The sequence below is a fragment of the Flavobacterium agricola genome, from assembly GCF_025919725.1.
In the GTDB taxonomy this organism is placed as follows: domain Bacteria; phylum Bacteroidota; class Bacteroidia; order Flavobacteriales; family Flavobacteriaceae; genus Flavobacterium; species Flavobacterium agricola.
Map to the genome: position 1 here is coordinate 2,556,788 of NZ_CP081495.1, position 21,466 is coordinate 2,578,253.

A 21,466-nucleotide genomic window follows, 5' to 3' on the forward strand; every position below is an offset into this window, starting at 1 on the left:
AAAAAATACTCATGAAATATAATCCAAACGAAATCGAAGCCAAGTGGCAAAAGTACTGGAGCGATAACCAAACGTTTCAAGCAGTTAATAACGCAGCTAAACCTAAGTATTATATTTTAGACATGTTTCCTTATCCATCAGGAGCAGGTTTACACGTAGGGCATCCGTTAGGTTATATTGCCTCAGATATTTATTCGCGTTACAAACGCCATCAGGGGTTTAACGTACTGCATCCGCAAGGTTATGATTCTTTTGGATTACCGGCAGAGCAATATGCTATTCAAACCGGCCAACATCCGGCTATTACTACCGAAACTAATATTAATCGCTACCGCGAACAATTAGATAAACTTGGATTTAGTTTTGATTGGAGCCGTGAAGTACGCACATCAACGCCAGAATATTACAAACATACGCAATGGATTTTTATTGAGTTGTTTAATTCTTGGTATAATAAAGATACCGATAAGGCCGAAAACATTTCAACTTTAGTTGCGCTTTTTGAACAAAACGGAAATGCAAATGTTCATGCTGTTGCAGATGATAATATTCCTGTTTTTACAGCTGCACAATGGCAAGCTTATACAGCAGACGAAAAAGAAAGCATTTTATTAAAATACCGTTTAACGTATTTAGCAGAAACCGAAGTTAACTGGTGCCCGGCATTAGGAACGGTTTTAGCTAATGACGAAATAATTAACGGGCTTTCAGAGCGCGGAGGGCATCCGGTTATTCGCAAAAAAATGACGCAATGGTCGATGCGAATTTCTGCTTATGCAGAGCGCTTGTTACAAGGTTTAGAAACTATTGATTGGTCTGAATCTATTAAAGAATCGCAACGCAATTGGATTGGTAAGTCGGTTGGTGCATCAGTAACTTTTAAAGTTAAAGATGCTGATGCTGAAATAGAAGTTTTTACCACACGCCCCGATACCATCTTTGGCGTGAATTTTATGACTTTAGCTCCAGAACATGAATTGGTAGCTCAACTTACTACAGCAGAACAAAAGGATGCCGTACAAGCTTACGTTACTGCAACAGCTAAACGCTCGGAACGCGAACGTATGACCGATGTTAAAACCATTACTGGGGTATTTACTGGTGCGTATGCAGAACATCCGTTTACCAAACAACCTGTAGCAATTTGGATTGGCGATTATGTATTAGCAGGATACGGAACCGGAGCAGTTATGGCTGTACCTTGTGGTGACGAACGTGATTATGCGTTTGCTAAACATTTTGCAGGCCAAAAAGGCATGCCAGAAATTGTAAATATTTTTAATCAAGATATTTCAGAAGGTGCCTATACCGAAAAAGATGGTTTTGAATTAATTAATTCTGACTTTTTAAACGGTTTAGATTATAAAGCTGCTTTGCCTAAAGCAATTGAAGCTTTAGAACAAATTGGCCAAGGTAAGGCAAAAGTAAATTACCGCTTGCGTGATGCAGTTTTTTCACGTCAGCGTTATTGGGGTGAACCATTTCCGGTATATTATGTAAACGGATTACCTAAAATGATTGATCCAAAACATTTACCAATTGTTTTACCCGAAGTAGAAAAGTATTTACCAACAGAAGACGGACAGCCACCATTAGGTAACGCATCTGTTTGGGCTTGGAACACCGAAACAAATCAAGTTGTTGCTAATACAGAAATTAACAACAAAACTATCTTTCCGCTAGAATTAAATACTATGCCAGGTTGGGCTGGTTCTTCTTGGTACTGGTTGCGTTATATGGATGCGCAAAATGAAACCGAATTTGCAAACCCAGATGCAATAGCATATTGGGAAAACGTAGATTTATACATTGGTGGTAACGAGCACGCAACGGGACATTTATTATATTCTCGTTTTTGGAACAAGTTTTTAAAAGATCGTGGTTTTGTTGCAGCGGAAGAACCGTTTAAAAAACTGATAAACCAAGGTATGATTTTAGGTACTTCAGCACTTGTTTACCGCATTGAAGGTACTAACACGTTTGTATCTAAAGGAAAAATTGGTGATCATAAAGTACAACCTATTCATGCTGATGTTGCTTTAGTTAACGCATCGTCTGAATTAGATATTGAAGGATTTAAAGCTTGGCGCCCTGATTTTGCTAATGCAGAATTTATTTTAGAAGATTCTGGTAAATACATTGTAGGGCATGAAGTAGAAAAAATGTCTAAATCTAAATTCAATGTTGTAAATCCAGACGATATTGCTAACGAATTTGGAGCAGATACATTACGTTTATACGAAATGTTTTTAGGTCCGTTAGAACAAGCTAAACCATGGAATACTGCTGGAATTACAGGCGTTTTTGGTTTCCTTAAAAAACTTTGGAAGTTGTATGCTGATGATAACGGAATTGTTATTACAGATGAGGAGCCAACTAAAGAAATGTATAAAACCTTACATAAAACCATTAAAAAAGTAACTGAAGATATTGAAAACTTTTCTTTCAATACCTCAGTTTCTCAGTTCATGATTTGTGTAAACGAATTGGCACAACAAAAATGCCATCACCGTGCTATTTTAGAACCTTTAGCTATTTTAGTTTCTCCATATGCACCGCACATTGCTGAAGAATTATGGAGCATGTTAGGACATCAAGAATCTATTGCTTACGCAGCTTTTCCTAAATTTGATGCTTCGTATTTAGTAGAATCTGAAAAAGAATATCCGGTGTCGTTCAACGGTAAAATGCGTTTCACTATTACTTTACCTTTAGATTTATCGGTTCAGGAAATAGAAAAAATAGTTATGGCAGACGAAAGAACGCAAGCGCAACTGCAAGGGCGCGAACCTAAAAAAGTAATTATTGTACCAGGTAAAATTATAAACATTGCCGGTTAATATTAATAAAACAAAAAGCCACTGATTTTCAGTGGTTTTTTAATTTTTAAGCAGAACAATTGTTTTGTAAATTTGTTGTGTAATTAATGTGCTAAAAATGACGGGGCTAGAAAAATATAAGTTTAACAGATATATACCAATTCCAAAAAAATTTGATAACGGCTTTTTAATCTCTAAAGTCGGAATGGTAATTGTTTTTGGCTATTTTGCTTTGCGAATTTTAAAATTTAGAGATTTTCCTATATTTTTTATAGACGGATTAATTATCTGTATAACCGTGGCTTATTTTTTTAATCGAGAAAAAATAAAAAAACAAAGCATGTATAAATACGAACCATTAAAAGGGCAGCTTTTTCATGATTTAGTATTTACTTATGATGCCATTACGATTGAGCAAACAACTTATCCGCTCGATTATATTTTTGAAATTAAATTCGTTGAACACGAAGATTTTTATGGTGCTTTAAAATATAAAAACGGAAATTTTGAAGGCGCACTTTCACAAGGCGTTTATAACTTTTTAGTTTTAAAATTAAAAAGTGGAGAAGAAGTGCATTGTCAATTTCAACAAGCAACGCGCCACGAACTCCGCAATTTACGCCCAATGCTCGAAAAATATTACGAAGCGGGTTTAATTAATTTTAAACATTTGGTTGATATTTTACGAATTGAATCGATGAACGAACGTGAAATTTTGCGTGTTGAATTAGAACGAAAACGTAAAGCTTACGAATAAGGAACTGAATAATGTCTGTTTTTTTACTAAAATACTGACAAAATGAACGTTTTTTAAACTTTGGCTTTTTTTTTGCTGTACTTAAATAAAAAAGAAAAGATATGTTTTTAATTATTATGGGTGTTTTTATGCTAGCAAGCTGGTACGTTGGGAACACTTTACAAAAAAAATTTGATCACTATTCGCAGGTTCATTTGCAAAATGGCATGAGCGGTGCCGAAATTGCAATAAAAATGTTACACGATAACGGAATCTACGATGTAAAAGTAATTTCTACTCCGGGTCGTTTAACAGATCATTATAATCCGGAAGATAAAACGGTAAATTTGTCAGAAGCCGTATATAACCAACGCAATGCAGCTGCAGCTGCCGTTGCTGCGCACGAGGTTGGACATGCCGTACAACACGCAACCGCTTACCGTTGGTTAGAAATGCGTTCTAAAATGGTACCTGTAGTTTCGTTTGCATCTAATTACGTGCAATGGGTATTATTGGCTGGTGTTTTAATGGTAGAATCTTTTCCAGGTTTATTACTAGCCGGAATTGTATTATTTGGTATTACTACATTATTTTCTGTGGTTACCTTACCGGTAGAATACGATGCGAGCCACCGTGCATTAGCTTGGTTAAAAAATGAAAACATGGTAACGCAAAAAGAATATGCCGGCGCTAAAGATTCTTTAACTTGGGCTGCACGTACATATTTAGTTGCTGCTTTATCATCAATCGGAACGTTGCTATATTACGTTTGGATGTATTTAGGAAGAAGAGAATAAAATTAATAAATTCGTATAAAAACGCGTTAAACAAGCAGTTTAACGCGTTTTTTAGTTACTTTAAGTTTTTTTTTGTAATTTATCTTTGTTAAAAAAAATGTATTTCTATATATTAGTCAATTCAAGTTTAACGTTACAAAATATTAAAATCATGTTCGCCAAATTTATTTCGTTTTTAAGTCCTGTTTTGTTCTTTGTGGTTCAGGTATCACACGCAACAACAATTGATTCTACTTCAAACCCAAAATCAAATACTCGTACCTTCGAAGCATTGTTTAAAAAGGTTGAAGATGAATCAAATTCATATCAAGATTACAAACTATTTAAAAAGTCGGACGTAAGAATGCTTGAAAACGCGTACAAAACGGACGAAGCAAACTTTGAAAAAACAATTACAGATTTGCAAGCTAAGGTTAATGCAGTTCAGGCAGCAAATACTGAATTATCAGCTTCTAACAAAGAATTAGCTGAAAAGGTGGCTGATTTAACTGCTGAAATTGAAAAATCGTTAACCAAAATATATTTAATTGTTATTGCAGTTTTAGTTGTTGCTTTGGCTTACTTTATTTACCGATATAAAGCATTAACAGATAACGCTAAGGAACATAAAACGAATATTGAAGAAATTGAAGTTGAATTTGAAGAATATAAAAGATCTGCAATTGAGCGCGAACAAAAGTTAAGACGTGAAATGATTAATATGAAAAATTCACCAAATAAGCATAACAGCTCTAAAAGCAATAAAGATACTAGCGAAGCTAAAATTGATTTAGACGAGCTTTTAGCTAAAAAAGCTGATGAAAATAATAAGAAATCAAAATAAAAAAGCGGAAACTTAAGTTTCCGCTTTTTTTATTCATAACCTTCGTAAGGTACTGCATGTTCGGTAAAAACAATGCCGTTTTGTGCCAATTCATCTAAAATTGGTTGGTAAACAGCTTTTGTTATAGGTAATTGTACGCCTGGCTGGGTAATAATGCCTTGCAAAACTTTAACGGCAGCAATAGCAATGGGCAAACCAACGGTTTTTGCCATGGCTGTAAAGGTTTGATTTTCTCCTAAAACAACTAATTTACTATCAATTTGTTTTAAATCATCTTGTTGGGTTTGGTACCCAATTTTATGGTACATCACAACCATATCTTTATCCGTAGGTTCTAACTTCCATTTTTCTGCTAAAATTGCTTCTAACATTTTGGCTGGCGTTGCGTTTTTTAAGCCAATAATTTTGTTGGGGTTAAATAAATCTAATTCAACTAATTTTTCCCACATAATATCATCTTGATCAATTTTTAATTGATGTCTGAGTTTAATTTCAACCGAATCTGTTGGATGAAATGGTAAAAATAAGTTTATAAAATCTCGATTTGATAATTTCTCGGATGCATCTAAAATATAAGAATCGTCAGTCATGCCAAGTTGCACAAACATATCCCAAGCACGAGAAAAACCAACTCGGCGAATGGTGCCACGGTATAAAGTTAAAACCGAATCTAAGTTGTAAATTTCTCTGTATTTTAAAGAATCTCGGTTGGCGTAAACTTCAAACTTTCCAAATTTTTCTACGTTTATAAATTCTGTTCGTCTAAAAAGTTTATGGTACGGAATGTATTTATATCTGCCTTCCTGAATAAACTTTGCAGCACCGCCTTGTCCTGCAATTACAACATTTCTTGGGTTCCAAGTAAATTTGTAATTCCATAAATTGGTATCACTTTCTGGGGCTACCAAACCGCCACAAAAAGATTCGAATAAAACAATTTTATGACCTTCTTCACGCAGTTTATTAATAATATGCATCGCGCTCATATGGTCTAAACCAGGATCTAAACCAATTTCGTTCATAAAAACTAAGCCGGCTTTTTTTACTTCATCATTCAATTTTAATAAATCGTCAGAAATGTACGATGCTGTTAATAAATGCTTTTTAAATTCTAAACAAGTTTTGGCAACTTTTATATGTAAACTTGCAGGAAGCATTGAAACAACAACATCAGCCGCTTGAATTAGTTGTTTTTTGAGTTCTTTATCTTCGATAGAAAAAGCAACTGCTTTTGCACTAGAATGGTTATTTGCACGGGCTTTAGCCATTTCAATATCCATATCTGCAATTACCACCATATAATTATTTTTAGATGCGTGATCGAGCAAATATTTTATTAAGGATGAGGTTGACCGCCCGGCACCAATTACAAGGATTTGTTTCATTTATTTAGTAGTTTTTATTGGTTGTTAGAATTGGTTTTTGTGCTAATTATGCTAGTAAAGAATTAAAAATATGCTTTTTAATTGTAAAATATGTATTTTTGAATTGTAAATTTGAGGTATGAATAAAAAAATTATTGTTACAGCTTGCCTTTTTGGTGCGTTAGCTATTGTTCTTGGAGCTTTTGGTGCCCATGGATTAAAAAAGGTTTTGTTGCCAAATGAATTAGAAACTTTTGAGGTAGGGGTGCGCTATCAATTTTATCAAGCACTTTTTTTGCTTTTTGTAGCAAACCTTAATGCAATTTCAGAACGTACTAAAAAATATATCGCTATTTTTTCGGCAATTGGTGTTGTGCTTTTTTCAGGTTCTATTTATTTACTAGCAACGCAATCGGCTACTGCAATTAATTTTAAATTTTTAGGCCCAATTACACCAATTGGCGGTGTCTTCCTGATTGTTTCTTGGGTACTGCTATTGGTTGGTGCGCTCAAATCTACCCAGGCTAAAAATTAATAAATAAGTCAAATACGTTATTCCAATTAAATTATTACTTTTGTCGGAACAACACACATACCCATTTAATCATGAATGATATCAAGTCTATTTCATTAGAAAGATACGGAATTAAAAATGTGGCTGAGGTAATTTACAACCCGAGCTACGATTATTTGTACGAACAAGAATTAAGTGAAAGTTTACAAGGTTTTGAAAAAGGTCAACTTTCTGAACTTGGAGCTGTTAATGTTATGACAGGTGAATTTACAGGTCGTTCACCAAAAGATAAATACATAGTTTTAGATGATGTTACTAAAGATACTATTTGGTGGACATCTGCTAAGGCAGCGAATGATAACAAACCAATTTCTAACGAAACTTGGGATGCACTTAAAAAAGTTGCTACTGAAGAACTTTCTGGTAAAAAACTTTACGTAGTTGACGCTTTTTGTGGCGCTAACGAAAACACACGTTTAAAAGTGCGTTTTATTATGGAGGTTGCATGGCAAGCACATTTTGTAAAAAATATGTTTATTCGCCCAACAGAAGCTGAGTTAGCTAACTTTGGTGAGCCTGATTTCGTTGTAATTAACGCATCTAAAGCAACTTTTAAAGACTACAAAGCGCATAACTTAAATTCTGACGTATTCATTGCGTTTAACCTTACAGAAAAAGTTCAACTTATTGGAGGAACTTGGTACGGTGGTGAAATGAAAAAAGGTTTATTTGCTATGATGAACTATTATTTACCGTTACAAGGCATTGCATCTATGCACTGTTCTGCTAACAAAGGTAAAGATGGTGATGTAGCTGTTTTCTTTGGTTTATCAGGTACAGGTAAAACAACTTTATCTACAGATCCAAAACGTGAATTAATTGGTGACGATGAACACGGATGGGATAACGAAGGTGTTTTTAACTTTGAAGGCGGTTGTTACGCAAAAACAATTGATTTATCTAAAGAAAATGAACCAGACATTTTTGGTGCCATTACTAAAAATGCCTTGTTAGAAAACGTTACGTTAGATGCTAACGGAAAAATTGATTTTACTGACGGTTCTGTAACGCAAAACACGCGTGTTTCATACCCGATTGAACATATTGAAAATATTGTTAAGCCTGTTTCTAAAGCAGGACATGCAAATAAAGTTATTTTCTTAACGGCTGATGCATTTGGTGTAATGCCGCCGGTTTCTAAATTAACACCAGAGCAAACTAAATACTATTTCTTATCTGGATTTACTGCTAAATTAGCTGGTACAGAACGTGGAGTTACACAACCGGAGCCAACTTTTTCTGCATGTTTTGGTAAAGCGTTTTTAACGTTACACCCAACAAAGTACGGAGAAGAATTAGTTAAAAAAATGGAAGAACACCAAGCAACTGCTTACATGGTTAATACAGGTTGGAATGGTACTGGAAAACGTATTTCTATTAAAGATACACGTGCTATTATTGATAGAATTTTAGACGGTTCTATTGAAAAAGCTGAAACTACAATTGTTCCAATTTTTAATTTTGAAGTTCCAACAGCTTTAGAAGGAGTAGATACAAATATTCTAGATCCTAGAAATACGTACGCAGATGCTAAAGAATGGGAAGTAAAAGCTACTGATTTAGCTACAAGATTTATTAAAAACTTTGAGCAATACACAGATAACGAATCTGGTAAAAGTTTAGTAGCAGCTGGTCCGCAATTATAATTTAAATTTAAAAGCTTAGTTTAACTAAGCTTTTAAACTTTTCAAATAAAAAAACGTGAACTTTAAAGTTCACGTTTTTTTTATTTATTTACCTCTTTAATATATTTTTCAAGAGCCATTGTCATGGAAGGAGTTTCTGGCGATGGTGCCATAATATCTACGCGTAATCCATTTTCAAGAGCTTCTTTTTGTGTTGTTGTTCCAAATACAGCAATGCGTGTATTGTTTTGTTTAAAGTCAGGAAAATTTTTAAATAATGATTTTATCCCAGTTGGGCTAAAAAATGCTAAAACATCATAATATACATCTGCTAAGTCTGATAAATCACTCATTGCAGTTCTAAAAAATGTTCCAGGCGTCCATTTTAAGTTTAATGCATTTAACGTTGGGGGAATATCTGCATTTAATTGGTCAGAAGCTGGTAACAAAAACGTTTCGTCTTTGTATTTTTTAAATAATGGAGCTAAATCTTTAAAATCTTTTTGGCCTACATAAATTTTGCGTTTTCTGTACACAACATATTTCTGAAGGTAAAGCGCTGTCGCTTCTGTTTGGCAAAAATATTTTAAATCCTCTGGCACTTTGTAACGCATTTCTTCTGCCACCCTAAAAAAATGATCAATCGCATTTTTGCTTGTTAAAATAATTGCCGTAAAGGCACTTAAATCAATTTTTTGTTGTCTTACCTCCTTGGCAGGTACACCCTCTACATGTATAAATGGTCTAAAATCGATTTTTACTTTATAGCGCTGCGAAAGCTCAAAATAAGGTGAATTTTCTACTTTAGGCTCCGGCTGAGAAACCAAAATTGTTTTCACTTTCATATTTTATTAACTTTTGGTAAAAAAATAGTACATAAAAAAATAGGGTGCTATTTCAAGGGCACAAAGATACAAAATAAAATACAAGAAGTTTGAAAAAACGGCTTTTTTATAATTTTTTATTCCGTTTAGATAATTTACTAGGTTTATTATTAGTAAAAGACAAATAATTATGTTAACAGAAGTTAAATTATTGACGTTATTGTAAAAGCCAATTAAGGCAATAGGTAGGGCTATTAAACCCAAATAATTACGATGGTACGCTTTATATAAGTTTACTCGATGTTCAATATCATCAATATTAAATGTATTGGCTATAATTTTTTCGCAAAAATGTTTAGATAGCACAAAAAAGTTTAATACCGTAATAATACGTACAAACGAAATAAAATTATCTTTAGTTGTGTAGCCATAAGCGCTTAATGCAATCTGAATAATAAAACTAAAGCTTATAATTTGCACAACATATAAAGAAATAAAAAACCAAGTACGCAGGTGCTCTGGTTCTTTATATATTTTTAAAAACTTGTCGTTAACAGGTAGTTTTACAAAATCATTAAATTGTGCGTAAAACAATTGCCTATTAGATGCTATTAAAGCAAAACATAGTAGGAATAAAATAGTTGCCCAATCGGTAGTGGTAACCATTCTGTTCTCAAAAAGTAAATTATCCATGAGCACAAATTTACAAGTTTTTTGATTTTAAAAATTAATTATCAATTTAATATGTGCATAGGTATTTAAAAAACGTATTTTTGCACTAAAATATTTATATCATATGAATCATGGTATAGTGGTAATACCAACTTATAATGAAATCGAAAACATCGAAGCCATTATAACGGCTGTATTCAATCTTAATTATAATTTGCACGTTTTGGTGATTGATGATAATTCGCCAGACGGAACTGCAAATAAAGTAATTGAGCTGAAACAAAAGCATGAAAATTTGTTTTTAGAGCAACGGTCGGGTAAGTTGGGATTAGGCACAGCTTATGTAACAGGGTTTAAATGGGCATTGGCTCGTAATTACGAATTTATTTACGAAATGGATGCCGATTTTTCTCACAATCCCACCGATTTAATTCGTTTGCACCAAGCTTGTTTGTCAGGCGCCGATCTTTCTATAGGTTCGCGTTACGTAACGGGCGTAAATGTAGTAAATTGGCCTTTAAGCCGCGTATTGCTTTCGTACTTCGCATCGGTTTATGTAAACATAATTACCGGCATGAAAATTCGCGATACCACAGCAGGTTTTGTTTGTTACAAAGCTAAAACGCTACAACAAATCAATTTAAATAAAATTCAATTTGTAGGCTATGCCTTTCAGATTGAAATGAAATATAGGGCTTTTTGCCAAAATTTAACAATTAAAGAGGTTCCCATTATTTTTACAGATCGTACAAAAGGGGAATCTAAAATGAGCAATTCTATTATTAAAGAAGCCATTTTTGGTGTAATTGTACTTAGAATAAAAAAACTATTTAATAGATTATAATGAATAAGGTTTTAATTAAAAATGCCAAAATAGTTAATGAAGGAGCTATTTTTAACGGAGATGTATATATTGAAGATGAATATATTAAAGAAATAGCCGAAAAAATTAGCCCAAAATCATCAGATTGTATTATTATTGATGCCGAAGGTAATTACCTATTACCTGGTGTAATTGATGATCAGGTACATTTTAGAGAACCAGGATTAACCCATAAAGGTAATATTGAATCAGAATCTCGTGCTGCAGTTGCTGGTGGTATTACCTCGTATATTGAGCAACCAAATACCGTTCCGAATGCGGTTACGCAAGAATTATTAGAACAAAAATATCAAATTGCTGCTGAAAAATCATTCGTAAACTATTCGTTTATGATGGGAGCAACTAATGATAATTTAGACGAAGTTTTAAAAACTAACCCTAAAAATGTTGCCGGAATTAAAATGTTTTTAGGTTCATCAACCGGAAATATGTTGGTAGATGATCCTGAAACGATTGAAAAAATATTTTCATCAACAAAAATGCTAATTGCTGTGCATTGTGAAGATGAAGCAACCATTCAAGCCAATTTAGAAAAAGCTAAAGAAGTTTATGGCGAAGATATTCCGATGGATCAACATCCGGTAATTCGTAGTGGAGAAGCCTGTTATTTATCATCTTCTAAAGCTATTGAATTGGCTAAAAAAACAGGAGCACGCTTGCACGTTTTTCACGTTTCTACTGCTAAAGAATTAGAATTGTTTGACAGCAAACAACCGGTAGAAGATAAACAAATTACTGCTGAAGTTTGCGTGCACCATTTGTGGTTTAATGCAGACGATTACAAATCTAAAGGTGCTTTTATTAAATGGAATCCTGCAGTTAAATATGCAGACGACCAAAAAGCGTTATGGAAAGGTTTGTTAGATGATAAAATTGATGTTATTGCTACCGATCATGCACCGCATACGTTAGAAGAAAAAAATAATAAATACTTAAACTGCCCATCTGGCGGACCATTAGTTCAGCATGCGTTAGTTGCTATGTTGGAAAAATATTTTCAAGGCTTTATTTCGATCGAAAAAATCGTACAAAAAATGAGTCACAATCCTGCTAAAATTTTTAAAATTGAAAATCGTGGATTTATTAAAGAAGGTTATTTTGCCGATTTAGTTATTGTAAATACGCACATGCCTTGGAATGTAAAAAAAGAAAATATTTTATCTAAATGCGGTTGGTCACCGTTTGAGGGCGTTAATTTTAAATCAAGAATTACGCATACGTTTGTAAACGGACAATTGGTTTATAATAATGCTAAAGTAAAAGATATTCGTGTAGGTAAACGTTTAACCTTTAATAGGGAATAACATGAAAAAAGTACTTTTTTTTAATCTGATTTTTTTAGTTTTATTAAGCTGTGAAAAAAATACAGCACCAAAACCAGAAAAATTAATTACAGAAGCTGAATTAGAAGAAGTTTTATACGAAATGGCCATTTTGCAAGGCGCAGAAAGCCAACTGCGAACCACAGATAATGTGTTGATTGATACCTATGCGTACATACAAAACCGTTTTGGGTTAGATAGTCTTACCATTGTTCAAAACAACATGTATTATTCTCACGATTATAAAAATTATGAGAAAATGAATGAGCGTATTGTAAAACGATTAAAAAAATTGCAAGAAACTACAAAACCTGATGAAGAATAAAAAAGTTGCTTACCATGTGGTAAGCAACTTTTTTATTTATTTGAGTAAGTTACATATTCGGTACCAATGCTTTGAATGTATTTTTTTATGGGTGTAAATTGGTAATTAAGTGTTTCTTTAACTTTTGATGCGTTGTATGTGCTAATGGAATGTGAAGCATTTGCAGCATCTTTTGTTAACGTACGTTTTTTGCCTGTTAGCAAACTAACCAATGCATCGGCACGCCAAGCTATATTTGTCATAAATTTTGTAGCGTAAATAGTGGGCTTTTTTTTATGAATGGCTTGTGCTATATTATTTAATATTTCTTGAAAGCTAGGCGAACTTTCTACCAAAATAAAACGTTCTTTTTCTATATCACTATTTAATAAAGCTACCATGCATGTAACTACATCGGTTACGGCTACAAATCCGGTGGTACCTTTGGTATAAAACGGAAAACCTTTGTTTACCTGATTAAAAATTTCGGCACTACCGCCTTGCCATAAGCCATCACCTAATATTACACCAGGATTAACAATTACAGCTGGTAAACCTTCGTACATGGCACGCCAAACTTCGGTTTCGCCCCCATTTTTGCTAATAGCATAATCACCATTGTATTGATCTGGATTCCATTCGCACTGTTCATCAATAGTTTCTCCTGGCTTTGGATCGCCTAAAGTTGCGATAGAACTTACATAACATAATTTTTTAATGTTATAATATAAAGCCAAATTTACCACATTGGCGGTTCCTTCAATATTTACTTTATTTAGTTTATCTTTTTGTTTCGGATCAAAATCAACAATGGCTGCGCAATGATATACGTAATTTACGTTTGCAAATGCAGCTTCTAATGCAGGAATATCTAAAATATTTGCTTGTATCCATTGTACATTGTCAACATTTATTGTGTTGTTTTTGTACTGCAACCAAGCAACAATTTGTTGTTGTTTAGTTGCGGATTGATATAAAGCTTTAACAGCAAGGTTTGGGTTGTTTGTAAGTAAATGCAACAGTAAATGACTGCCAACTAAACCAGTTGCTCCTGTAATTAAAATCATGAATTGATTTGTTTGTAAGATAAAAGAATGGAACTTGAGGCGTTGTTTTAAGCTTCTGGAGCTAATTCTACAACTAATCCTTCAATTTGTGGAGTTATGCTTATTTGGCATCCTAAACGGCTATTTTCAAGCACGTTAAAAGCTTCAGATAACATGGCTTCTTCACTTGCTGATTTAGCTGGTAGAGGCACATCGTTTAAAACATAACATTGGCATGATGCGCACATGGCCATTCCGCCACAAATACCAATGGTACCTTCTGGCGCTAATTCGTACGCGCGCACCAATTCCATAATATTCATATTCATATCTGTTGGTGCATCAACTTCATGAAAAACACCTTCGCGGTCTATAATAGTAATTTTAATATCTGACATGGATTTATTTTTTGTGTTTAAATATAACGAATTATAAACTTTTTTGTTATAAAAAAAGCTGCATGTAAAATGCAGCTTTTATATTTATTCGATTGATTTTACGACTGCTTTTTCAGCTTCCTTTCGGCTTCCGTCAAAACCATCAATTCCAGAAACGGTTGTGTATTTTAATACAAACTTTTTACCTGGATTTAATTTGTTGTAAATGCTTTGACACATTAAAGTTGCTTCGTGAAAACCACATAAAATAAGCTTTAATTTACCTGGATATATGTTAATATCTCCAATTGCATAAATGCCTTCAATATTAGTTTGGTAATCTAAGGCGTTGTTTACTTTAATGGCATTTTTTTCTATTTCTAAGCCCCAATTTGCAATTGGACCTAATTTTGGTGTTAAACCAAATAACGGAATAAAATAATCACATGTTTTAACCTGTGGTTCTTGCCCTTCTACAACAATGGTAACGCCGGTAACTTTATCTGTACCATGAATTTCTGTAATTTCGGCCGGTGTTATCAGGTTAATTTTGCCTTGGTTTTTTAAAGCTTGCGCTTTTTCTACCGAATCTAAAGCACCTCTAAATTCGTTTCTGCGGTGTACTAAGGTAACTTCTTCGGCTACATCAGCTAAAAATATACTCCAATCTAAAGCAGAATCTCCGCCACCCGCTATAACAATTTTTTTGCCTTTAAATTGATCTGGATTTTTAACAAAATATTCTACGCCTTTATCTTCGTAAAATGCAATGTTATCAATTAGCGGTTTTCTAGGTTCAAAACTACCTAAACCACCTGCAATAGCGACAGCTTTACCGTGATGTTTGGTGCCTTTGTTTGTAGTTACAATAAAAGTTCCATCTTCTAGTTTTTCAATAGTTTCTGCAACCTCGTTTAATGTAAATCCAGGCTCAAATTGTTTAATTTGCTCCATCAGATTATCTATCAATTCACCAGCGCCAACAGACGGATATCCCGGAATATCAAAAATTGGTTTTTTAGGATATAATTCGGTTAACTGACCGCCGGGTTGTGGTAAACCATCAATTAAATGGCAACGTAGTTTTAGTAACCCGGCTTCGAAAACAGCAAATAATCCTGTTGGTCCAGCGCCAACAATGATAATATCAGTTTCTATCATTTATATATCTTTTTTATCTTATCTAACTTATTTACTACGAATGTATTGCATATAAATTAAGATAAGCATGACATTTGTTAGGCAATATTTTCTACAGTTTCGATCTGCGGAACATATTTTTTAATAGTTGTTTCAACGCCTGCTTTAAGGGTTGAAAAGTTTAATGTGCATGAAGTACAAGCGCCTTCTAAGCGAACTTTTACGTGCTTATCATCTTCAATTGCAATTAAAGAAATATCTCCTCCGTCGGAAATTAAGAAAGGCCTAATTTCTTCTAAAGCTTTTTCAACTGCATTTTTAATTTCGTCTGTAGTCATATCTTTACTAATTATTTAGTTGAACAACCAGCCATGGTTGTAATTTTAACAGCTTCTGTTGGAGGTAAATTTTTATTGCGTTTTACCACTTGTTCTACTGTGTTTTTAGCAATTTCAACAAAAGCTTGTGCTACTGGCGTATCGTTTTGTAAAGCTGCCGGACGACCGTAATCTCCTGCTTCACGAATAGATTGTACAATTGGTACTTCTCCTAAGAAAGGAACCTGTAAATCTTCAGCCAAGTTTTTAGCTCCGTTTTCACCAAAAATATAATATTTGTTGTTTGGTAATTCTTGCGGAGTGAAGTACGCCATATTTTCTACAATACCTAAAACCGGTACGTTAATGCTGTCATTTTGGAACATTGCAACTCCTTTTTTAGCATCTGCTAATGCAACTGCTTGCGGAGTTGAAACTACTACAGCACCTGTAATAGGTAATGATTGCATGATTGATAAGTGAATATCACCCGTTCCTGGAGGTAAATCTAAAAGTAAGAAATCTAATTCGCCCCAATTTGCATCAAAAATCATTTGGTTTAAAGCTTTTGCAGCCATTGGTCCTCTCCAAATTACCGCTTGATCTGGTGATGTGAAGAATCCGATTGATAAAATTTCTACTCCGTATGAAGTAATAGGTTGCATTTTAGATTTTCCGTTAACTTCAACCGAAATAGGTTTTGCGGTTTCTACGTCAAACATAATTGGCATAGATGGTCCGTAAATATCGGCATCTAAAATACCAACTTTAAAGCCCATGTTTGCTAATGTTGCAGCTAAGTTTGCAGTTATGGTAGATTTACCAACGCCGCCTTTACCTGATGAAATAGCTACGATGTTTGAAATACCTGGAATTTCTTTTCCTTTAATTTCGTTTTTTTCTGGTGTTTCAACTTTAATGTTAACTTTTACGTTAACTGCCGTAGAATATTGTGTGTGAATTAGTTTACGAATATCGTCTTCTGCACGTTTTTTAATGTGCATTGCTGGCGTATGTAAAGTTAAATCTACTACAACTTCGTCGTTACCAAAAGTAACTACGTTTTGTACTGCGCCACTTTCTACCATATTTTTTCCTTCTCCAGCAATAGTAATAGATTCTAATGCCTTAAGAATATCTTTTCTATCTAATTTCATAAGATTCAAGTATTAATTAAACGTTTTATATTCAATACGTTATTATAGCATTCAAAATGCTACACAAAGATATTAATTCAAAACAAGACTTACAACGTTTACAAAGCTCGATTATGCATTATTTGAAGAAAAGATAATGTAGTTTAAGGAAGCCAAAGATGTTGTTCTAAATTCTGAATTTGATTGTTTTTTATTTCTAAACCTTCTGATTCGAGCAGTTGTTGCATCAAATTTGTACCCATAAAATGAATTTTTCCGGTTAACAAACCTTTTCGGTTTACTACGCGATGTGCTGGAATATTTTCAAGGTTTTTGGAGTGATTTAAAGCGTAACCAACAGCACGTGATGCTTGTGGAGCACCTAACTTATTGGCAATAGCGCCGTAGGTAGTTACTTTGCCATGTGGAATTTGTTGTACAAGCTCGTAAACCTTATCAAAAAAACTCAATTCTTTCATGGCTTATAAGTTTGGAATTAATTTGTACAATGTCATTAAAGCAATAAAACCAGTAATGGCAGCAATAATTAGATTTATGTTTTTTAAAAGTAAATTATTTTCTACCGATTTGTTTTTAAAAATGCGAATGTAAAATCGGAAAACCAAGTACGTACCTACAATTACTCCGGTACTTAAAGCAATGTTGTTTGATGGTTTAAATATGAATAAATCGGAGTTGGATGCTGTAATACTTATAAATACGTAATAAGGAATAGGAAAAACGTTAATTAAGGCCAATAACATACCGTAATAAAATCGGTTTGTTTTTTTTGTAGTTTTTAAATCAACCTTTTTAAGTTTTGTTTTTTTGTTTTTAATTAAAAAGAAAATGGTTAAAACAATAAAAATGCCTAAGCCAACTTCTTGTATAATGTTAGAAATGTTGGCATTGCCATCTATTATTTTAGCAAAAAAAATAGCAAGGTACGTTTGTAAAAAAATTACAGACAAGCACCCTGCTATAAAAGATTGAGCGTTTTTCTTCCCTTCGTCTGATGCAATACCAACAACGGTTGCATTTAATAAACCAGGTAATAATGTACCTGCAGTTGCAGCAATTATACCGATAATAAAGGGAATGATAACTTGCATTATTTTATTTTAAATTTGATATAAGTAATTGCTTTATCTTGTTCTAAATATTGCGATTCGTAAAAGGTTTGTATTGCAGTTACAACTTCTGGCGCACCGCCATTTTTATATACATTGTGGTTGGCATAAAGCACTTCGTGGCCAGCACCGTGTAATAAACCTAATGTATAACCGTGCATAAATTCGCTATCGGTTTTTAGGTTAACAAAACCTTCTGGTTTTAAAATATTTTTGTAACGCGTTAAAAACTCAGCGTTTGTTAAACGATGTTTGGTGCGTTTGTATTTTATTTGTGGATCAGGAAAAGTAATCCAAATTTCATCTACTTCACCCGGAGCAAAGCAGTTTTCAATCAACTCAATTTGCGTTCTTAAAAAGGCAACATTGTTAATGTTGTTTTCTACCGCGGTTTTTGCACCACGCCAAAAACGAGCACCTTTAATATCAATCCCAATAAAGTTTTGGTTTGGATATCTTTCTGCCAATCCAACCGAATATTCACCTTTACCACAACCTAATTCTAAAACAATAGGATTATTGTTTTTAAAAACTTTTTCGTTCCATTTTCCTTTTAAATCAAATGCATTAGCTGCAATTTCTTCTCGGGTTGGCTGATATACGTTTCCGAATGTTTCGTTTTCTCTAAAACGCTTTAATTTATTTTTACTTCCCACGTTGTTTTACTAATTTTTTTTGCAAAAATAACAATATGGCTTAGAATAAAAATGTTAATTTTGAAATAAAGCCTTAACTATTTTAAAATTCTAAAGTAGCTAAATATATACAATCATGCAAATTTCTAACAAAACAGTTTTACTAGCACCGCTAAATTGGGGGTTAGGGCATGCTACGCGTTGTATTGTAGTTATTCAGCATTTACAAGCATTAAATTGTAAGGTAATTGTTGCTAGCGATGGAGAAGCTTTACAGTTTTTAAAAGGCGAATTTCCTGATTTACAGTTTTTAGAATTGCCCAGCTATAAAATTAAATATGCCCAAAGTAAATTTTTTTTTAAGTTGAAATTGGCCAGCCAATTATTTAAAATTTATAAAATTTATAAGGCCGAAAAAAAAGTTGTAGCCCAATGGGTTTTTGATTATGGTATTGATTTAATTATTTCTGATAATAGAATGGGCGTGGTTTCTAATCAGGTACCATCTGTTTATATTACCCATCAACTAACCGTTTTATCCGGATTTAGTACCTGGCTAACAACTAAAATGCATCAGCAAATAATTAAGCAATTTACGTGTTGTTGGGTACCCGATTTTGAAGATGCTAAAAAAAGTTTAGCAGGTATTTTAGCTCAAGCCGATTTGCTAAACATAAAAAAAATAGGCCCGTTAAGCCGATTGTATAAAACAGATGTTGCTATTACTATTGATGTTTTGTTTTTGGTTTCTGGACCAGAACCGATGCGAAAGCAGCTAGAAAATATTTTTAGAAAAGAAATTGCCCAACTTACTGATAAAAAAATGGTTTTGGTTTGCGGATTGGTAGAAGCAGAGCAAAGAATAACTATAAACAAGCAAACTACCATTTATAATTTTGCTACCTCAGAGCAAATGAATTTTTTAATGAATCAGGCCGAATTAATTGTTTGCCGTTCGGGATATTCTACCATTATGGATTTAAGCTTGTTACAAAAAAAGGCCTTACTTATCCCAACACCGGGACAAAATGAGCAAGAATATTTAGCTGAATATTTACAAAGCCAAAACTTTTTACCTTTTGTACCGCAAGCCGCTTTTACTTTTGCTGCTTTGCAAATAGATACAAAATACAAAGGTTTACCCGTAGGTAAACCTTTGCCTATGTTGTTAATCCAACAGCTCTTGTCCGAGCTCTAAAGTGAATGAAAATTCGGAACCTTTTTTTAATTCGCTGTTAACGTAAATGCGTTCCTGATGCGCTTCTATAATATGTTTTACAATGGCTAATCCTAAACCAGATCCGCCTTGGCTGCGTGCGCCGCTTTTATCTACGCGGTAAAAACGTTCAAAAACACGTGGTAAATTCTTTTTATCAATACCCAAACCGTTGTCGGTAATTTTAACGATTAACTTGTTTTTAATAAGCGGTTCAATACTTACTTCGGTACTGCCTTTTTCGTTGCCGTATTTTATAGAATTTTCGACTAAATTAATAAGTACTTGTCGAATTTTATCTTTATCTGCTTTTACATATATTGGCTTGTGGTGCTTGCGGTCAAATAATAAAATAATTCCTTTTTTATCTGCGTTAAGCTCTAAAAGTTCAAAAACTTCTTTAAACAATTCTACAATATCAAAATTAGTTTTGTTTAGGTTTACCACATCAGATTCAATTTTAGTAATTAAATCTAAATCGTTTACAATGTAAATTAAACGATCAACACCATTTTGGGCACGTTCTAAATATTTTTCGCGAACCGATTTGTCGTGCATGGCCCCGTCTAACAACGTTTCTAAATAACCTTGAACGGTAAATAACGGCGTTTTAAGTTCGTGCGCTACGTTTCCTAAAAAATCACGACGGTATTCTTCCTGAATTTTTAAGTTATCTATTTCAATTTTTTTAGAGCTGGTAAATTGTTCAACTTCTTTTAGTAACGTATTCATATCGTTTCTAATTTCTAGTTTTTTAGCATTTACCGGATCTAGCAAAACCAAATGTTTGTATATTTTTTGAACGCGGTTGTATATAAATTTTTCTATACGATATTGCAGTAAAAAAAAAGCAAATAAATAAATAACTGCTATAAAAATAAGGCAAGCAGTTAATGATAAATTAGCTTGGCTGAAGTAGTTTAATGCGTATAAAGCAAGGGCCACAAAAAATATAATGGCTGTTGCCGATTTAAACGCAAATTTGTACGATTTTTTTATATTCAATGGATTTGTTAAATTTCAATTTTATATCCTACGCCTTTAATGGTTTTAAATACTTCGTCACCAATTTTTTCTCTTAATTTACGGATGTGCACATCAATAGTACGGCCACCAACAATTACTTCGTTACCCCAAACTTTGTCTAAAATTTCGTCGCGTTTAAAAACTTTACCAGGTTTAGAGGCAAGTAAATAAAACAATTCGAATTCTTTACGAGGTAAAATAATTTCTTGTCCGGCTTTTATAATTTTGTATTCTTCGCGATTAATTTCTATATCACCAACTACTAACGTATCTTCATGAAGACCGTCTTTGGTTTCGGCTTTGGCTTCAGCATTTGCAAAACGTCTTAATAGCGCTTTAACTTTACTTACCAAAACTTTTGGTTTTACGGGTTTAGAAATATAATCGTCAGCACCAGCATCAAAACCAGCAATTTGAGAATAATCTTCACCACGAGCAGTAAAAAAGGTGATTAACGTGTTTTGTAATTCGGGTAATTTTCTAAGTTGTTCACACGCTTCAATGCCGTCCATTTCGGGCATCATTACATCAAGAATAATTAAATGAGGTTCAATTTTCTTTGCTTTTTTAATAGCTTCCAGTCCATTTTCAGCGGTGAATATTGCGTATCCTTCTTGTTTTAGGTTGTATCCCACAATTTCTAGGATGTCAATTTCATCATCAACCAATAAAATCTTGATATCTTTATTATCCATATTTA

The 21,466-nt window shown here is 33.4% G+C and carries 23 protein-coding genes; 10 read left to right on the forward strand and 13 right to left on the reverse strand.

Going from position 1 to position 21,466, the window contains the following annotated elements:
* The first annotated feature begins 11 nt into the window (after positions 1–11).
* The 4 genes from leuS to K5I29_RS12655 all read left to right on the forward strand — a co-directional run bounded on the left by leuS (position 12) and on the right by K5I29_RS12655 (position 5,175).
* Complete coding sequence (gene leuS, locus K5I29_RS12640) at positions 12–2,840, forward strand: leucine--tRNA ligase (protein WP_264433706.1); 2,829 nt, start codon at positions 12–14, stop codon at positions 2,838–2,840.
* A gap of 97 nt (positions 2,841–2,937) precedes the next feature.
* A complete protein-coding gene (locus K5I29_RS12645; RefSeq protein WP_264433707.1) occupies positions 2,938–3,576 on the forward strand; it encodes a hypothetical protein in 639 nt (212 codons plus the stop codon).
* A 101-nt stretch (positions 3,577–3,677) separates the two neighbouring features.
* On the forward strand, positions 3,678–4,352 hold the full coding sequence (locus tag K5I29_RS12650) for a zinc metallopeptidase (protein WP_264433708.1): 675 nt from the start codon (positions 3,678–3,680) through the stop codon (positions 4,350–4,352).
* A 97-nt stretch (positions 4,353–4,449) separates the two neighbouring features.
* Positions 4,450–5,175, forward strand: coding sequence for a hypothetical protein (locus K5I29_RS12655; protein WP_264433709.1), 726 nt, complete (start codon positions 4,450–4,452; stop codon positions 5,173–5,175).
* Positions 5,176–5,204: 29 nt separating this feature from the next.
* On the opposite strand, the gene K5I29_RS12660 is transcribed toward K5I29_RS12655, so the two are convergent.
* The gene (locus tag K5I29_RS12660; RefSeq protein ID WP_264433710.1) at positions 5,205–6,560 is read right to left on the reverse strand and encodes a saccharopine dehydrogenase family protein; all 1,356 of its coding nucleotides are present in this window, start codon (positions 6,558–6,560) and stop codon (positions 5,205–5,207) included.
* Positions 6,561–6,678: 118 nt separating this feature from the next.
* Between K5I29_RS12660 and K5I29_RS12665 the strand changes: the two genes are divergently transcribed.
* Complete coding sequence (locus K5I29_RS12665) at positions 6,679–7,074, forward strand: DUF423 domain-containing protein (protein WP_264433711.1); 396 nt, start codon at positions 6,679–6,681, stop codon at positions 7,072–7,074.
* A gap of 71 nt (positions 7,075–7,145) precedes the next feature.
* Positions 7,146–8,759, forward strand: a complete 1,614-nt coding sequence (gene pckA / locus K5I29_RS12670) for a phosphoenolpyruvate carboxykinase (ATP) (RefSeq protein ID WP_264433712.1) — start codon at positions 7,146–7,148, stop codon at positions 8,757–8,759.
* An 80-nt stretch (positions 8,760–8,839) separates the two neighbouring features.
* Here pckA and K5I29_RS12675 read toward each other — a convergent pair whose 3' ends face one another.
* Together K5I29_RS12675 and K5I29_RS12680 are read right to left on the reverse strand one after the other, a co-directional pair.
* The gene (locus K5I29_RS12675) at positions 8,840–9,583 is read right to left on the reverse strand and encodes a uroporphyrinogen-III synthase (RefSeq protein WP_264433713.1); all 744 of its coding nucleotides are present in this window, start codon (positions 9,581–9,583) and stop codon (positions 8,840–8,842) included.
* A gap of 6 nt (positions 9,584–9,589) precedes the next feature.
* Positions 9,590–10,255: a DUF4271 domain-containing protein gene (locus K5I29_RS12680; protein WP_264433714.1), complete on the reverse strand. Its 666-nt coding sequence runs from the start codon at positions 10,253–10,255 to the stop codon at positions 9,590–9,592.
* Between the two features lie 103 nt (positions 10,256–10,358).
* Between K5I29_RS12680 and K5I29_RS12685 the strand changes: the two genes are divergently transcribed.
* The 3 genes from K5I29_RS12685 to K5I29_RS12695 are packed head-to-tail and all read left to right on the forward strand — an operon-like array spanning position 10,359 to position 12,764.
* Positions 10,359–11,078 carry a polyprenol monophosphomannose synthase gene (locus K5I29_RS12685; protein ID WP_264433715.1) on the forward strand — a complete coding sequence of 240 codons (720 nt, stop codon included), beginning with the start codon at positions 10,359–10,361 and terminating at the stop codon, positions 11,076–11,078.
* Positions 11,078–12,421: a dihydroorotase gene (locus K5I29_RS12690; protein ID WP_264433716.1), complete on the forward strand. Its 1,344-nt coding sequence runs from the start codon at positions 11,078–11,080 to the stop codon at positions 12,419–12,421. Before K5I29_RS12685 ends, K5I29_RS12690 begins: the two co-directional genes overlap by 1 nt.
* 1 nt (position 12,422) lies before the next feature.
* On the forward strand, positions 12,423–12,764 hold the full coding sequence (locus K5I29_RS12695) for a DUF4296 domain-containing protein (RefSeq protein ID WP_264433717.1): 342 nt from the start codon (positions 12,423–12,425) through the stop codon (positions 12,762–12,764).
* A gap of 32 nt (positions 12,765–12,796) precedes the next feature.
* Here the strand turns inward: K5I29_RS12695 and K5I29_RS12700 are convergent, their stop codons facing one another.
* From K5I29_RS12700 to trmB, 8 genes are all read right to left on the reverse strand, one after another.
* Complete coding sequence (locus tag K5I29_RS12700; RefSeq protein WP_264433719.1) at positions 12,797–13,810, reverse strand: NAD-dependent epimerase/dehydratase family protein; 1,014 nt, start codon at positions 13,808–13,810, stop codon at positions 12,797–12,799.
* 47 nt (positions 13,811–13,857) lie between these two features.
* On the reverse strand, positions 13,858–14,187 hold the full coding sequence (locus tag K5I29_RS12705) for a 2Fe-2S iron-sulfur cluster-binding family protein (protein WP_264433721.1): 330 nt from the start codon (positions 14,185–14,187) through the stop codon (positions 13,858–13,860).
* An 84-nt stretch (positions 14,188–14,271) separates the two neighbouring features.
* The gene (locus K5I29_RS12710; protein ID WP_264433723.1) at positions 14,272–15,327 is read right to left on the reverse strand and encodes an NAD(P)/FAD-dependent oxidoreductase; all 1,056 of its coding nucleotides are present in this window, start codon (positions 15,325–15,327) and stop codon (positions 14,272–14,274) included.
* 77 nt (positions 15,328–15,404) lie between these two features.
* The gene (locus K5I29_RS12715; protein WP_264433724.1) at positions 15,405–15,644 is read right to left on the reverse strand and encodes a NifU family protein; all 240 of its coding nucleotides are present in this window, start codon (positions 15,642–15,644) and stop codon (positions 15,405–15,407) included.
* Positions 15,645–15,655: 11 nt separating this feature from the next.
* Positions 15,656–16,780: an Mrp/NBP35 family ATP-binding protein gene (locus tag K5I29_RS12720; RefSeq protein ID WP_264433725.1), complete on the reverse strand. Its 1,125-nt coding sequence runs from the start codon at positions 16,778–16,780 to the stop codon at positions 15,656–15,658.
* Positions 16,781–16,923: 143 nt separating this feature from the next.
* A complete protein-coding gene (locus tag K5I29_RS12725; protein WP_264433726.1) occupies positions 16,924–17,238 on the reverse strand; it encodes an MGMT family protein in 315 nt (104 codons plus the stop codon).
* 3 nt (positions 17,239–17,241) lie between these two features.
* On the reverse strand, positions 17,242–17,871 hold the full coding sequence (locus K5I29_RS12730) for a hypothetical protein (protein ID WP_264433727.1): 630 nt from the start codon (positions 17,869–17,871) through the stop codon (positions 17,242–17,244).
* Complete coding sequence (gene trmB, locus K5I29_RS12735; protein WP_264433729.1) at positions 17,871–18,545, reverse strand: tRNA (guanosine(46)-N7)-methyltransferase TrmB; 675 nt, start codon at positions 18,543–18,545, stop codon at positions 17,871–17,873. The genes K5I29_RS12730 and trmB overlap by 1 nt, the downstream gene beginning before the upstream one ends.
* Before the next feature lie 115 nt (positions 18,546–18,660).
* Between trmB and K5I29_RS12740 the strand changes: the two genes are divergently transcribed.
* A complete protein-coding gene (locus tag K5I29_RS12740; protein ID WP_264433731.1) occupies positions 18,661–19,722 on the forward strand; it encodes a glycosyltransferase in 1,062 nt (353 codons plus the stop codon).
* On the opposite strand, the gene K5I29_RS12745 is transcribed toward K5I29_RS12740, so the two are convergent.
* Both K5I29_RS12745 and K5I29_RS12750 read right to left on the reverse strand, forming a co-directional pair.
* Positions 19,693–20,745, reverse strand: coding sequence for a sensor histidine kinase (locus tag K5I29_RS12745; RefSeq protein WP_264433732.1), 1,053 nt, complete (start codon positions 20,743–20,745; stop codon positions 19,693–19,695). The genes K5I29_RS12740 and K5I29_RS12745 overlap by 30 nt on opposite strands.
* 8 nt (positions 20,746–20,753) lie before the next feature.
* Entirely contained in the window at positions 20,754–21,461 is a 708-nt protein-coding gene (locus K5I29_RS12750; protein ID WP_264433734.1) for a response regulator transcription factor, read from the reverse strand.
* Positions 21,462–21,466 lie beyond the last annotated feature (5 nt).

Bases quoted from the DNA above. Each gene is read 5' to 3' on its own strand.
- K5I29_RS12660 (WP_264433710.1), bottom strand. From the start codon at position 6,560: ATGAAACAAATCCTTGTAATTGGTGCCGGGCGGTCAACCTCATCCTTA.
- K5I29_RS12645 (WP_264433707.1), top strand. From the start codon at position 2,938: ATGACGGGGCTAGAAAAATATAAGTTTAACAGATATATACCAATTCCA.
- K5I29_RS12650 (WP_264433708.1), top strand. From the start codon at position 3,678: ATGTTTTTAATTATTATGGGTGTTTTTATGCTAGCAAGCTGGTACGTT.
- K5I29_RS12685 (WP_264433715.1), top strand. From the start codon at position 10,359: ATGAATCATGGTATAGTGGTAATACCAACTTATAATGAAATCGAAAAC.
- K5I29_RS12720 (WP_264433725.1), bottom strand. From the start codon at position 16,780: ATGAAATTAGATAGAAAAGATATTCTTAAGGCATTAGAATCTATTACT.
- K5I29_RS12710 (WP_264433723.1), bottom strand. From the start codon at position 15,327: ATGATAGAAACTGATATTATCATTGTTGGCGCTGGACCAACAGGATTA.
- K5I29_RS12690 (WP_264433716.1), top strand. From the start codon at position 11,078: ATGAATAAGGTTTTAATTAAAAATGCCAAAATAGTTAATGAAGGAGCT.
- K5I29_RS12750 (WP_264433734.1), bottom strand. From the start codon at position 21,461: ATGGATAATAAAGATATCAAGATTTTATTGGTTGATGATGAAATTGAC.
- K5I29_RS12655 (WP_264433709.1), top strand. From the start codon at position 4,450: ATGTATTTCTATATATTAGTCAATTCAAGTTTAACGTTACAAAATATT.
- K5I29_RS12725 (WP_264433726.1), bottom strand. From the start codon at position 17,238: ATGAAAGAATTGAGTTTTTTTGATAAGGTTTACGAGCTTGTACAACAA.
- K5I29_RS12740 (WP_264433731.1), top strand. From the start codon at position 18,661: ATGCAAATTTCTAACAAAACAGTTTTACTAGCACCGCTAAATTGGGGG.
- K5I29_RS12675 (WP_264433713.1), bottom strand. From the start codon at position 9,583: ATGAAAGTGAAAACAATTTTGGTTTCTCAGCCGGAGCCTAAAGTAGAA.
- K5I29_RS12680 (WP_264433714.1), bottom strand. From the start codon at position 10,255: ATGGATAATTTACTTTTTGAGAACAGAATGGTTACCACTACCGATTGG.
- K5I29_RS12715 (WP_264433724.1), bottom strand. From the start codon at position 15,644: ATGACTACAGACGAAATTAAAAATGCAGTTGAAAAAGCTTTAGAAGAA.
- pckA (WP_264433712.1), top strand. From the start codon at position 7,146: ATGAATGATATCAAGTCTATTTCATTAGAAAGATACGGAATTAAAAAT.
- leuS (WP_264433706.1), top strand. From the start codon at position 12: ATGAAATATAATCCAAACGAAATCGAAGCCAAGTGGCAAAAGTACTGG.
- K5I29_RS12695 (WP_264433717.1), top strand. From the start codon at position 12,423: ATGAAAAAAGTACTTTTTTTTAATCTGATTTTTTTAGTTTTATTAAGC.
- K5I29_RS12705 (WP_264433721.1), bottom strand. From the start codon at position 14,187: ATGTCAGATATTAAAATTACTATTATAGACCGCGAAGGTGTTTTTCAT.
- K5I29_RS12665 (WP_264433711.1), top strand. From the start codon at position 6,679: ATGAATAAAAAAATTATTGTTACAGCTTGCCTTTTTGGTGCGTTAGCT.
- K5I29_RS12700 (WP_264433719.1), bottom strand. From the start codon at position 13,810: ATGATTTTAATTACAGGAGCAACTGGTTTAGTTGGCAGTCATTTACTG.
- K5I29_RS12730 (WP_264433727.1), bottom strand. From the start codon at position 17,871: ATGCAAGTTATCATTCCCTTTATTATCGGTATAATTGCTGCAACTGCA.